This window comes from Bradyrhizobium sp. 149, from assembly GCF_023073915.1.
In the GTDB taxonomy this organism is placed as follows: domain Bacteria; phylum Pseudomonadota; class Alphaproteobacteria; order Rhizobiales; family Xanthobacteraceae; genus Bradyrhizobium.
On the sequence record NZ_JADPKK010000023.1, the window covers coordinates 501467 to 514694 of the forward strand.

Sequence of the window (13228 nt, forward strand, 5' to 3'; positions counted from 1 at the left end):
GGGAGAGGCGAAGGCAGCAACGTCAGCTCGCCGCCGCGGTCGTCACGGTGTCGCGCTGGCGCTTCATGACGATCTTGTTCAGCGCGCCGAGATAGGCCTTTGCCGAGGCGACCAGCGTATCCGGATCCGCCGCGCGCGCCGTCATCGCACGTCCCTCATGCGACAGTCGCACCGAGACTTCGGCCTGCGCGTCGGTGCCTTGGGTGACGGCGTGGACCTGGTACAGCTCGAGCTTGGCGTCGTGCGGCACCAGGCGCTTGATGCAGTTGAACACCGCGTCGACCGGACCGTTGCCCTCGGCCTCCTCGATCTTGATCTGGCCGTCGACATCGAGCTTCATGGTCGCGCGCTGCGGGCCATGGGTGCCGGCGATCACGGTCAGCGAGGTCAGCTTGATGCGGTCGTGCGAAGCCGCCATCTCCTCGTCGACCAGCGCCTCGATGTCCTCGTCGTAGATGTCTTTCTTGCGGTCGGCCAGCGCCTTCATCCGCGTGAACGCATCTTCCAGCTGGTTGGGGCCGAGCTTGTAGCCCATCTCCTCCAGCTTGTGCACGAAGGCATGGCGGCCGGAATGCTTGCCCAGCACCAGCGAGGACTGCTTCAGGCCGACCATCTCGGGCCGCATGATCTCGTAGGTCGAGGCGTCCTTCAGAACGCCGTCCTGATGGATGCCGCTCTCATGCGCGAACGCGTTGCGGCCGACGATGGCCTTGTTGTACTGCACCGGGAACGAGGTCGCCGCCGATACCACCTTCGAGGCGCGGGTGAGTTGCGTCGTGTCGATCTTGTTCCAGAACGGGAATTTGTCGTTGCGGACGTTGATCGCCATCACGATCTCTTCCAGCGCGGCGTTGCCGGCGCGCTCGCCGATGCCGTTGACGGTGCACTCGACCTGGCGCGCACCGCCGACGATGCCGGCCAGCGAGTTCGCCACCGCCATGCCGAGATCGTTATGGCAATGCACGGAGAACACCGCCTTGTCCGAGTTCGGCACGCGCTCGATCAGCGTCTTCATGAAGTGGGTGTATTCGTCGGGCGTGGTGTAGCCGACGGTGTCCGGAATGTTCACCGTGGTGGCGCCGGCCTTGATGACGGCTTCCACGATGCGGCACAGATAGTCCATTTCGCTGCGGGTGCCGTCCTCGGCCGACCATTCGACGTCGTCGATCTGGTTGCGGGCGCGCGCGACCATGGCAACCGAAGTCTCGAGCACCTGCTCCGGCGTCTTGTTCAGCTTCACCCGCATATGCAGCGGCGAGGTCGCGATGACGGTGTGGACGCGGCCGCGTTTGGCGAATTTCACCGCCTCGGCGCAACGATCGATGTCGGCCGGATGGGCGCGAGACAGGCCGGCGATGATAGCGTTCTTGGAACGGCGGGCGATTTCGCTAACCGCCTGGAAGTCGCCTTCGGAGGTGATGGGGAAGCCGGCTTCGATGACGTCGACACCCATATCGTCCAGCAGCGCGGCGACCTCGAGCTTCTCCTCGTAGGTCATGGTGGCGCCGGGACACTGCTCGCCGTCGCGCAGTGTGGTGTCGAAGATGATGACGCGGTCCTTCTCGGACTTGTTCACGGAGGTCATTTCGAAAATTCCTTTTGAGCTTTTGCGCCGTCAGTCTTCTGGGCGCTTGAGGTGTCCGGTGATCTCGACCAAACCCCTGAGCGCCCAGGCGCATGGCGCCCAGCCGGCCCTCAGGGGCAAGTAAGAAGAAGACCGCCGATAAGGAGGGTGGGCAACAGCGCGGCCGGGATCGTGGCGGCGGCCAGAGCCACCTCCCCCGAAATCCCATCGATTTGGCCGCGAATCAGCATTGCCAGACCCTGTTGAGCCCTCAAATCCTCGGTCAAAACCGTTGACGGTTGGTTGCCGGGAAGCTCGATGGGCCGTTTCTAGACGAGAAATGGCAGCAACTGCAACGCCAAAAGATGGACAGAAGGGTTGACCTGGTTTCCCCCGGCTATTGCCGGGGCGGCGGCACGAGATCGAGCAACCGCTCGCGGACGCTCACTTCCAGAGGCGCGTTGCAGACCGGCCGATTGTAGAAGCCGCTGCTGCGACACAAGGTGGGCGTCGGACCGCGAAGATCACCGGCTTGGCAGGCGAGGCAAATTCGGAACGCCGCCGCCTCAAGCTGGAGCGAATAGTCGAGCGTCGATGCAGCCGGCTCGGACGGCTGGAAGAGCTGGCTGCCCTTGATGTTCTGGAACCAGGTGTCGATGTGGCCCTTCACCTTCGCGGGATTGGCGACGTCGTCCATGTTGAAGCGGCTGTCGAGCAGTCCGATCGAGGCTCGCGGCGTGCGCGCCGCCGAGTGGCACGACAGGCAGGATGAGCGGATATTGTCGGCAGGTCCGTTGGCGCGCCCCATGAAGCCCATGGTGAGACGCTGGTCCCAGCCATAGGTCACGTTCCGCAAATCGGGATTGATCCAGCTCTCACGGATCGCACCGTCGTAGACACCGGGGTCGTTGCCCCATTGCAGCGATACCGGCACGAGATTGTCGAACAGGGCGTCGCCCTTCGCCGGGCCGCGCCACACAAACGTGCCGAACACCCATCCGGTGTCCAGCGACCGGCCGGTCTTCGCTGAATCCTTCACTGAAATATCGACCTGAAGCAGGCGCAACGACCGGATCGTGCGGGTGCTGGGATCCTGACCGCCGGAGCCAGCGCCCAAATTGTCGATAAAGGCGTCGTATTCCGGTGCGCCCTGGAGGTAGGCAACTTCGTCGGGTGAGGCATCGGTGAACAGAAATTTGACGGAGACGGTGTCATTCGGAAATTTCATTGCGACCGGGAAGGCTGGGTTGCAGGGCTCGGCGAAGACCTCCCCGAAGACCGCTGCTCCCGGCTTGTTGTAGAAGCCGACCGCCCAGACCTGGGAGCCTCGTGTGTTGGTCTTGGACAGATCGCCGGGATCGGGGCCGCGTTCCTTGGTCAGCCCCATCAACGGCTCGCGCCCGGAGTTTCCGTAGTCGAGCCATTGCGAGATCCACCACTCCTCCTGACCGGTGCCGACGAGCTTGCGATCCGCGATCTTGAAGGACGTCTTCGCGGTACTGAGCACGGCATTCATGTAGTCAGCCGGCTTGGTGCGAAAATCGACCGATTCCCAAGGCTGCGGATCGTTGGGATTGGGGCGCGCCGGCGGATAGTCGACTCGCCACTTGGCCGCGGCAACCGTACCATTCGCCTTCATTGTACTCGCCGAAAAGCTCTGACACTCATCGGCCTGGCACGACGAGCCCGCGATCATGGCCAGAACGACGACAACCCCTGCCGCTCTCATGACGGGCTCCTTTGCGCCTGCCGGTGAATCCAGTCGAACCATGATTAGGCGCTATGCAGCATCACGTGCGTGAGATAGTTCACACAACCTGGGCGAATTGCACCAGCGAATCGCCGCACGTCGCGCGAGGTGGCACTGCACGCGCGCTTTCGCCGGCTGCCCAGTTTGGCAACATGATGGCTCGCGCCGCCCGCGGTCTGCTGCCGCCGACTCAGTAATCTTGCCCGCAACGAGCCCATGACCGGCACAAGGGCGACCCGACGCGTTCGTCTTTCGCTTTCAGGGAGGTGGACTCGATGCGCAGACACGCCTCTGCGCTCCGACCCACTCGGGCTCCGGGGCTACAGACTGATCAGCCGTCCGGCGATCTGGCCGCTACCCAACGCGGCGGGCGCGGGCCCTGCTTTCCCAGCGATCCAGCATCTGACCGAGCTCGCCGGTGGCGACCGGCGCGGCCCTACCGGCGCTCGCGATCTCGTTGGTGTTGGCGGGTGAGTTGGCACTGAGCCAATCCGGCTCGGTGTATTCACGCCAGCGGCGCGCCTCGGCTCGCCGTTTGCGGGAAACGTAGTCGCGGGTGAAATAGCCGGCCGCAAATGCAATCCCGAGCAGCAAAACCAGTACGACGACACCAACTGCCACAGTGAACTCCGACTTACGCCCCGAGTGACGTTCTGCCAGCATCGCGCAGGACGTCAAGCCTTGACATGCTCCATAGCTTGGCAATGTCCCGCAACCAGTTCCGGTAAACCCCGTCACGCGGGACGAATTTGTCGTTTCCATGTTCGAAGTTGCAGCGCTTTTGCCGCCCCGATATCGCGCGGAGGATGCGTACCTCCCCCTCGAAACCGTCATCGGACCGGACTAACCTTCCCCTGCTCGGCCGGATCAACCGGCCAGCCGAACATGACCGGGAGGACGCGATGACACGCCATGAAGCTCGTGACCACGAGCAGCGTGACCACGATGCTGCGCTTTCACGACGAACACTCGTTCGGGGGTTTGCGCTCGGCGCCGCCGCCACAATGGCCGGCGCCGGCTCCGCGCTGGCCCAGACCGGACCCGCCGCGCCACCGACCACGATCACCACCCCGCCACGCGATTTCGGTCCCAACGGCGCGCCGACCACTTACTTTTGGGACCCCGACGTCATCGCGGTCGATCCGTCCTTCAACGATCTCGCCCAGCCCAACACTGCGATCAAGCGTCTCTATACGGGCGTGCTGTGGGCTGAAGGCCCGGCGTGGAGTGCACAGGGCCGCTATCTGCTATGGAGCGACATTCCCAACAATCGGCAGATGCGCTGGAGCGAAGACGACGGTCGCGTCAGCGTGTTCCGCTCGCCGTCCAACAACTCCAACGGCAACTCGTTCGACTTCCAGGGCCGTCAACTCTCCTGCGAACATTTGACCCGGCGGGTGACGCGTTATGAGCATGACGGCACCGCGACCGTGCTTTGCGACAACTACAACGGCAAAAAATTGAACTCGCCGAACGACGTCGTCGCGCATCCCGACGGCAGCTACTGGTTCACCGATCCGCCCTATGGCGGCCAGCTCTACGAAGGTGAGCCCGACGCCGCGGGCGGTCCGAGCAACTCCGGCGGCAAGCTCAATCCGCGGATCGGGCAGCCGGCCGGCTTCGCACCGAGCAAGCGCGAGCTGCCGACCAATTGCTATCGCATCGATCCCTCGGGCCGCGTCGATCTCGTCGTCACCGAGGAGCAGGTGCCCGATCCCAACGGGCTGTGCTTTTCGCCGGACTTCAAGAAGCTCTACGTCGTGTCGACCGGCAAGGGACCCGGCGACACCGGGCCCGGCGGCAAGGGCGAAATCTTCGTGTTCGACGTCGGCGGCGACAACAAGCTGTCCAACCTCAAGAAGTTCAGCGAGTGCGTGATCGACGGCGTGAAGTGCGGGCCCGACGGCGTGCGCTGCGACGTCAACGGCAATGTCTGGGCCGCCAGCAATGCCGGCCGCGCCGTCGGCTACAGCGGCGTGACCGTGTGGTCGCCGGACGGCAAGCTCCTCGGCCGCATCCGGCTGCCCGAAGTGTGCGGCAACATCTGCTTCGGCGGTCCCAAGCGCAACCGTCTGTTCATGGCCGCGAGCCAGTCGCTCTATGCGGTGTATACGGGCACGCAAGGCGCAGGGCCGGGCTGAAGCGCGAAGACGCAAAACACGCGCAAGGGCGTCGGCATCATGCCGGCGCCCTTATTGTTAAGGCTAGCTCGTTTGCTGTTAGCCTAGTCCACTGGCGCGCGCTGTCTCCGACGAAATCCGCATGCCTGATTTGCTGGAACATCCGAACCACTCTCAATTTGCGCCGCGCTAGACTTTAGTTCGTCTCTCACAATCCTGAACGCGGTTTCACTTGCCGAGAAGGTGTCCCTCGGTATAGTCGCAACATAATGGCTCACAAGAGGCCTGTTCAAAGGAGAGAAACAACATGAAAAAAGGACTCTCTGTTGCATTGCGAATAGCGGTCGGCGCGCTGGTGACGGCGTCAGGCGCGGCACTTGCCGCCGATCCGGTCAGGATCGGCGTGATCGCGGAAGCGCAGGCGATTGCCGGCGCCTCCATCCCTCAGGCGGCGCAGCTCGCCGCCGACGAGATCAACGCCGATGGCGGCGTCGACGGCCGCAAGATCGAGATCATCTCTTACGACAATCACTCGTCCTCCGCGGATTCAGTGCGCGCGTTCCAGCGCGCGGTGAACGAGGACAAGGTCAACGCGGTCATCGCCAGCTACATCAGCGAGGTCGTGCTGGCGCTGGAGCCCTGGGCCTCGCGGCTGAAGACCCCGTTCGTCACGCCCGGTGCGGCCTCCAACGAGATCAGCAAGAGCGTCCATTCCGATTACGAGAAGAACAAGTACACCTTCCACGGCTACCTGACTTCCGCCGCGCTGGCGCTCTCTGTCTGCGACGGCGCCAAGGATCTGCTGGTCGACAAGATGCACATGAAGACTGCGGTCATCATGAGCGAGGACGCCGCTTGGACCAAGCCGCTCGACATCGGCTACGAGGAATGCCTGCCGAAGATCGGGCTGAAGGTGCTCGACCACATCCGCTTCTCGCCTGATACCACCGACTTCACGCCGATCTTCAACAAGATCGAGGGCTCCAAGCCCGACGTGATCATCACCGGCATCTCCCATGTCGGCGTGCAGCCGACGGTGCAGTGGAAGAACCAGCAGGTGCCGATCCCGATGTTCGGCATCTCCTCGCAGGCCACCAACGAGACTTTTGGCAAGGACACCAATCAGGCCGCCGAGGGCGTGCTCTACCAGGGCGTCTCCGGCCCAGGTGTCGCGGTGACGCCGAAATCGGTGCCGTTCGCCGAAGCCTTCAAGAAGAAGTTCGGCAACTATCCCTCCTATGCCGGCTACACCGCCTATGACGAGGTCTATTACATCGCCGACGCGGTGAAGCGCGCCGGCTCGACCGACGCCGACAAGCTCGTCGATGCGCTCGAGAAGACCGACTGGGAAGGCACGATCGGACGCGTCCAGTTCTACGGCAAGGACGATCCGTTCACGCACTCGATCAAATACGGCAAGGGCCTGATCACCGGGCTGATGCTGCAATGGCAGGACGGCAAGCAGAGCGCGGTCTGGCCCAAGGACGTGGCCAAGGTCGATGTCAAGTTCCCGAGCTTCATCAAGCTCTCGAACTAGCCGGAACAGCTCCCGGGACCAGCTCCCGGGAGCTTCCACATGCGGCTCCCGCAGCACGTTCCTCCAGCAAGATCGTCTCTCCCAAATCAGATTGCCACCATAGATGCGAGCTTTCCAGATTCTGATCGATGGCTTTGCCATCAGCGCTCTTTACGCTCTCGGTGCCACCGGCTTCACGCTGATCTTCGGCGTCTCCGGCGTCCTCAACCTCTCCCACGGCGCCATCATGGTGGCGGCAGCGGTGGCGGCCTGGGCTGCCGCCAGCATCCTGAATGTCGGCACCTATGCCGGCGCGCTGATCGGCGTCGGTGTCGCCCTCCTCACATCCTTCGCCACCTATTTCGCGGTGGTGAAGCCGATCCAGGACTCCCGGCGCATTCCGAATGAAGAGAAGGAGATCTTCGTCCTCACCGGCACGCTGCTGTGGGGGATCATGATCCAGGAGGTGATCGCTTATCTCTTCACCAACAACGCCAAGACCGTGCTGCCGATCGTCGAGGGCGTCGTCGAGATCCTCGGCGTACGCACGCCCAAGAACGAGATTTTTACCGCGATCGTGTGCTGCTTCGTCATCGCGCTGTTGTGGCTCCTGGTGAACCGCACCCGCACCGGCAAGGCGGTGCTGGCGGCCTCGATGAATCCGCGCGGCGTCACCCTGCTCGGCCTCGAGCTCACCAACATCTATGTCGTGGTATGGGCGATCTACGGCATCCTTGCCGGCATCGCCGGCGTGCTGCTCGGAATGTTCCTCGGCGTCAGCTCCTACAGCGTCGGCCCGCTGACCGCGAGCGCGTTCTCGATCGTCGTGCTCGGCGGCCTCGGCAGCGTCTCCGGCTCGCTGATCGCGGCCTTCGTGGTCGGCTATCTCGAGACTCTCACGGCCTATCTGGTCTCGCCGGCATACCGCACCATTCCGGCGCTGCTGCTGCTCGTGTTCGTGATGTACATCCGGCCCCAGGGCCTTCTGGGGAGGCGCTGAGATGGCTAGCTTCTTTACGACACGCCTGTTCTTCATCTCGCTCGCGCTCGTCATCGTCGCGGCGACGCTGCCGCTCTACGTCTCCGGCTACGTGCTCGGGCTCCTCACCGTCGCGTTCTATTTCGGCGTGTTCGCCATGGCCTGGGACCTGCTGTTCGGCTTCGCCGGCGAGGTCAATTTCGGACCGACCTTCCTGATTGGCGTCGGCGCCTACACCGCCGGCATCCTGAACGCCCAGTTCGGCTGGTCGGTTTATCTCTGCATCGTGCTCGGCGCGCTCGCCTCCGTCATCGCCGGCCTCGTGCTGGCACTTCCGGCGCTTCGGGTGCGCGGACCGTATTTCGGCCTGACTACGCTTGTTGCGGTGCTGATGCTGCAGAACTTCATCGTGGTGTTTGCAGACCTTACCGGCGGCGAGATCGGCCTGACCATCCCCGACGTCATCACCATCAACGCCGGCGCCAATTACTGGATCGCGCTCGGCTTCATGTCGATCTCGGCGGCGATCCTCTATGGCCTGTCGCAATCGCCTGTTGGCCTGGTGCTGCAAGCCAGCGGCCAGGATCCGGTGCAGGCCGGCGCGCTCGGCTTCAACATCGTCAAGCACAAGCTCGCCGCGTTCATCGTCAGCGCGTTCTTCTCAGGATTATCGGGCGCGCTGCTGGTGTTCTATTTCGGCACCGCGTCGGTCGGCACCGTCGTCGACGTTGCGGTCGGCGTCAACGTGATCGTCTCGGCCGTGCTCGGCGGCCGGCGCACCGTGCTTGGCGCGGCGCTGGGCGCGATCTTCCTGATCGTAGCCGGCGAGTTCCTCAGGCCCACCGGCGAGCTAGCGACCTTCATCGTCTCAGCTGTCGCGCTCCTCGTCGTGCTGTTCTTCCCCGGCGGCTTCCTCGGAGCGGCCCTCTCCCGTGAGGCGCGCTCGTGATGGATATGCGATCTTCAAACCGGGCCGTGCTCGAAGTCCGCGGTCTGACCAAGCGCTTCGGCGGATTGACGGCGGTGAAGAACCTCGGCTTCGAGGTCAATAGCGGCGAGATTTTTGGTCTGATCGGGCCGAACGGCTCGGGGAAGTCGACCGCGATGAAGAGCGTGATGGGCATCGAGCGCCCGACCGCGGGCGAAGTGATCTTCGAAGGCGAGGACGTCGCCGGCCTTCCCGCGCACAAGATCGCGCGCAAAGGCTTTGGCATGGTGTTCCAGCACTCGCGGCCGCTGAACCGGCAGACGGTGCTGGAAAACATCATGGTCGCGCTGCTGCCGGACAGCCTGTTCATGCTGTTTCCGGACAAGGCGCTGGTCGAGCGCGCCAAATGGATCGCCGACCGCGTCGGGCTCGGCAACGTGATGAATCGCCGCCCGCCGACGCTGCCCTTCGCCGATCTGCGCCGGCTCGAGCTCGCCAAGGCGATTGCGCGCGATCCGAAGGTCGTGCTCGTGGACGAGCCCTTTGCCGGCCTGACGCGCGCGGAAGTCGACGTCTTCTCCGACCTGATCCGCAGTTTTCGCGATGAGGGCCGTGCGGTGATGCTGGTCGATCACAACGTCAAGAGCGTTGCCGCGTTAGTGGACCGCGTGCTCGCTATGTATCTCGGCGAGGAGATCGTCACCGGCAAGGCCGAGGACGTCATGAAGAACGAGACGGTGCGGCGGGTCTATCTCGGCGGCGCCATCGAAACCCATGCGCGGCCGGAGACCAGCTTCAAGGACAAGGTGCCGCTGCTCCAGGTCGAGAACGTCAGCGTGTTCTATGGCAAGGCGCAGGCGCTGGAGAATGTCTCGATCCACGTCCACGAGGGCGAGTTCGTCTCGATCGTCGGCCTCAACGGCGCCGGCAAGACCACGTTGTTCAACACCATCTCCGGCTTCCTGCCTTATAGCGGCGAGATCGTGCGCAACGGCGAGAAGCTGCGCGGCACGACGCCCGCGAAGATTGCGCGCAGCGGCCTCGTGCAGTGCCCCGAATCGCGCGAGCTGTTCGGCGAGATGAGCGTGCGGGAAAACCTCGATCTCGGCGGGCAACATCTGGCCGACGACAAGCGTGCGGCACAGCTCGCCTGGCTGTTCGAGCTGTTCCCGATCCTGAAAGAGCGTCAGGGCCAGATGGCACAAACGCTCTCCGGCGGCGAGCAGCAGATGCTTGCGATCGGCCGCGCGCTGATGATGCAGCCGCAGATCCTGATCCTGGATGAGCCAACGCTGGGCCTCGCCCCCGTCATCCTCGAACTCTTGTCCAAGGCGCTAACGAAGCTGCGGCAGACGACCTCGATCACGGTGCTGCTCGGCGAGCAGAACGTGACCTTCGCGCTTCCGCATGCCGACCGTGTCTATGTGCTCGAGCATGCAAGGATCGTCTGGGAGGGCGATCCCGGCCGCTTCGCCGCGGAGGCTGGCGCCGATTTTCTCTAATTCGCCCATACCAACAACAAAACAAGCAAAGGGAAACGACCATGCGACCATCGCCGAATTTGACCAGCAGCTTCCTCCTCGCCTCCGCGCTGGCGCTGTGCCTTGCCGCTCCCGCCTACGCGCAGTCGAACGATCCGATCAAGATCGGCGTCATCGCCGAAGTGCAGTCGATCGCGGGGGCCGCGACGCCCGGCGGCGCGCAGATCGCCGCGGACGAGATCAACGCCAAGGGCGGCATTCTGGGCCGCAAGATCGAGATCGTGATCTACGACAACAAGAGCTCATCGGCGGACTCGGTTCGTGCGTTCCAGCGCGCGGTGAGCGAGGACGAGGTCTCCGCCGTGATCGCGAGCTACATCAGCGAAGTCGTCCTCGCGCTCGAGCCCTGGGCGGCACGGCTCAAGATGCCGCTGATCACCCCCGGCGCCGCCTCGAACGAGATCACCAAGGCGATCCATAATGACTACGAGAAGAACAAGTATACCTTCCACGGCTATCTGACCTCGGCCGCTCAGGCCCAGCTCGTTTGCGACGCCGCCAAGGATCTTTTGGTCGACAAGCTCAAGTTCAAGACGGTCGCGATCATGAGCGAGGACGCCGCCTGGACCAAGCCGCTCGATGTCGGCTACGAGGCGTGTCTTCCGAAAGTGGGCCTCAAGGTCGTCGAGCACGTGCGGTTCTCGCCTGATACCACCGACTTCACGCCGATCTTCAACAACATCGAGGGGAAGAAGCCGGACGTGATCGTCACCGGCATCTCGCACGTCGGCGTGCAGCCGACGGTGCAGTGGAAGAACCAGCAAGTGCCGATCCCCATGTTCGGCATCAGCGCGCAGGCGCTGAGCCCGACCTTCTGGAAGGACACCAATGGTGCCGCGGACGGCGTCCCGTCACTGGCGGTCGCAACGCCCGACGTCGCCGTGACCTCCAAGACGAAGCCGTTCGCGGCCGCCTTCAAGGCCAAGTTCGGCTCGCCGCCGGCCTATACCGGCTACACCGCCTATGACGAGGTCTACTTCATCACGGACGCGATCAAGCGCGCGGGCTCGACCGATCCCGACAAGATGGTCACTGAACTCGAAAAGACCGACTACGAGGGCACGATCGGTCGCATCCAGTTCTACGGCAAGGACGACGAATTCACCCACGGCATCAAGTCCGGTCCCACGACCGTATCCGGTCTGGTCTTCCAGTGGCAGGACTCCAAGCAGGTCGTGGTCTGGCCCGAGAAGATCGCGGAAGGCAAGCTGAAGTTTCCAAGCTTCGTGAAGCTGTCGCAGTAACCAGCCTCGCGCCAGCACCGGCCCATCGCTCCGCGCGGAGCGATGGGCTTTTTCTTTGCCTTTCGCAGATGCGTTGTGCTGCGGCCGGCGCGCGTATCGACCTTGGGCGATGTTGACTTTCTACCGTCCGCTCTGAATACTTCGAAAAAAGAGCCAGTCACAAAGACGGTTTTGAGGGAGGATAGAATGCCGACTTCACGCAGGCAGCTGCTGAAGAGCACGGCGGCTGCCGCCGCCGCACTCAGCCTCGATTGGACACGGGCCCAGGCGCAAGCCGAGAATTTGCGCATCGGCTTGATCTACGACCTCACCGGTCCGTTCGCCGCCGGCGGCTCGGTCGCCTCCTCGGTCGGCGCCCAGATCGCCATCGACCTCGTCAACGAAAAGGGCGGCATCGGCGGCAAGACCAAGATCGTGCCGGTCGCAGCGGATTCGCAAAGCAAGGCGGACGTGGCGATCAACGAGGCCGAGCGGCTGATCAGCCAGGAAAAGATCGACATCATCAACGGCGTCTATTCCAGCGCGCATGCTGTGCCGATGGCGGCGAAGGTCGAGCAGCAGAAGAAGATCCTCTGGATCACGACCGCGGTCTCGACCGCCGTGTTCAAGGACAAGAACCTGCAATACGTGTTTCGCGCGCAGATCCATTCCGATCAGTACGGCCAGGCCTTCGCAGGCTTCGTCGCCGAGCACGCGCAAGGCAAGCTCGGCATGGACCCGAAGGACGTCAAGGTTGCGCTGATCCACGAGGACGGCCCTTACGGCGTCGGCGTCGCCGCGGCCGACGAGGCCTATGCCAAGCAGGCGGGCATCCAGGTGGTGATGCGCGAAGGCTATTCGGCTTCCGCGCCCGACCTCTCGGTGCTTGTGACCAAGCTCAAGCGCGCCAAGGTCGATGTGATCTCGCATGCCGGCTACAACCCCGACATCACCCTGTTCCTGCGTCAGGCCCGCGAGAGCGGCCTGCGCTTCAAGATGCTGTTCGGCGCGGGCGCCGGCTACAGCCAGCTCGACAAGCTGCGCGCGACCTTCGGTCCCGACATCGACAATTTCTGCAACATCGATCCGGTGCCGGCGCAACTGCTCGATGCCGCCAAGCTTGCGCCTGGAATCGGCGATCTGACCAAGACCATGGTCTCGCGCTACCAAGCCAAGACCGGCGCCACCGACGTGCCGCCGCATTGCTCGATGGGCTTCAACCAGACCTGGATCCTGCTCAACAACGTGCTGCCGGTCGCTAAGGAGAAGTACGGCAGCTTCGATCCCGAGGCCATTCGCAAGGCCGCGCTCGACGTCGACATTCCCGCCGGCGCCACCATCCAGGGCTATGGCGTGAAATTCTTCCCGCCGGGCACGTCGCTTTCCGGCCAGAACGAGCGCTCGACCCCGGTCGTGATGCAGAATGCCGGCGAGCACATCTCGGTGGTGTGGCCGACGAACATCAGGACGCAAGACCCGGTGTTTCCGCTGCCGAAGGGCTCGACTTACGGGACGTAAGGCGGCGGCGCGGCGGGATTGCGCTCCCTCGCCCCGCTCTTCGCGGGAAGAGGGTTGGGATGAGGGGCGGCCTCCCCCGGGACGGTGAA

Annotated in this window: 10 protein-coding genes; 7 read left to right on the forward strand and 3 right to left on the reverse strand. The window is 63.7% G+C overall.

The genetic code is table 11. The features are described 5' to 3' along the window. Positions 1 to 22: 22 nt before the first annotated feature. From IVA88_RS30195 to IVA88_RS30205, 3 genes are all read right to left on the reverse strand, one after another. Complete coding sequence (locus IVA88_RS30195) at positions 23 to 1585, reverse strand: 2-isopropylmalate synthase (RefSeq protein WP_247500832.1); 1563 nt, start codon at positions 1583 to 1585, stop codon at positions 23 to 25. A gap of 376 nt (positions 1586 to 1961) precedes the next feature. Beyond that, positions 1962 to 3203: a hypothetical protein gene (locus IVA88_RS30200; RefSeq protein ID WP_247500833.1), complete on the reverse strand. Its 1242-nt coding sequence runs from the start codon at positions 3201 to 3203 to the stop codon at positions 1962 to 1964. A 465-nt stretch (positions 3204 to 3668) separates the two neighbouring features. Next, on the reverse strand, positions 3669 to 3977 hold the full coding sequence (locus IVA88_RS30205; RefSeq protein WP_247500834.1) for a hypothetical protein: 309 nt from the start codon (positions 3975 to 3977) through the stop codon (positions 3669 to 3671). Between the two features lie 239 nt (positions 3978 to 4216). Between IVA88_RS30205 and IVA88_RS30210 the strand changes: the two genes are divergently transcribed. The 7 genes from IVA88_RS30210 (at position 4217) to IVA88_RS30240 (ending at position 13139) form a co-directional block, all read left to right on the forward strand. Beyond that, entirely contained in the window at positions 4217 to 5455 is a 1239-nt protein-coding gene (locus tag IVA88_RS30210) for an SMP-30/gluconolactonase/LRE family protein (RefSeq protein ID WP_247500835.1), read from the forward strand. Between the two features lie 286 nt (positions 5456 to 5741). Beyond that, positions 5742 to 6971, forward strand: coding sequence for an ABC transporter substrate-binding protein (locus tag IVA88_RS30215; RefSeq protein ID WP_247500836.1), 1230 nt, complete (start codon positions 5742 to 5744; stop codon positions 6969 to 6971). A 103-nt stretch (positions 6972 to 7074) separates the two neighbouring features. Beyond that, on the forward strand, positions 7075 to 7950 hold the full coding sequence (locus IVA88_RS30220; RefSeq protein ID WP_247500837.1) for a branched-chain amino acid ABC transporter permease: 876 nt from the start codon (positions 7075 to 7077) through the stop codon (positions 7948 to 7950). A gap of 1 nt (position 7951) precedes the next feature. Then, the gene (locus tag IVA88_RS30225) at positions 7952 to 8878 is read left to right on the forward strand and encodes a branched-chain amino acid ABC transporter permease (RefSeq protein ID WP_247500838.1); all 927 of its coding nucleotides are present in this window, start codon (positions 7952 to 7954) and stop codon (positions 8876 to 8878) included. Further along, a complete protein-coding gene (locus tag IVA88_RS30230; protein ID WP_247500839.1) occupies positions 8878 to 10359 on the forward strand; it encodes an ATP-binding cassette domain-containing protein in 1482 nt (493 codons plus the stop codon). Before IVA88_RS30225 ends, IVA88_RS30230 begins: the two co-directional genes overlap by 1 nt. A gap of 41 nt (positions 10360 to 10400) precedes the next feature. Beyond that, entirely contained in the window at positions 10401 to 11642 is a 1242-nt protein-coding gene (locus IVA88_RS30235) for an ABC transporter substrate-binding protein (RefSeq protein WP_247500840.1), read from the forward strand. A 186-nt stretch (positions 11643 to 11828) separates the two neighbouring features. Further along, positions 11829 to 13139 carry an ABC transporter substrate-binding protein gene (locus IVA88_RS30240; RefSeq protein ID WP_247500841.1) on the forward strand — a complete coding sequence of 437 codons (1311 nt, stop codon included), beginning with the start codon at positions 11829 to 11831 and terminating at the stop codon, positions 13137 to 13139. Positions 13140 to 13228 lie beyond the last annotated feature (89 nt).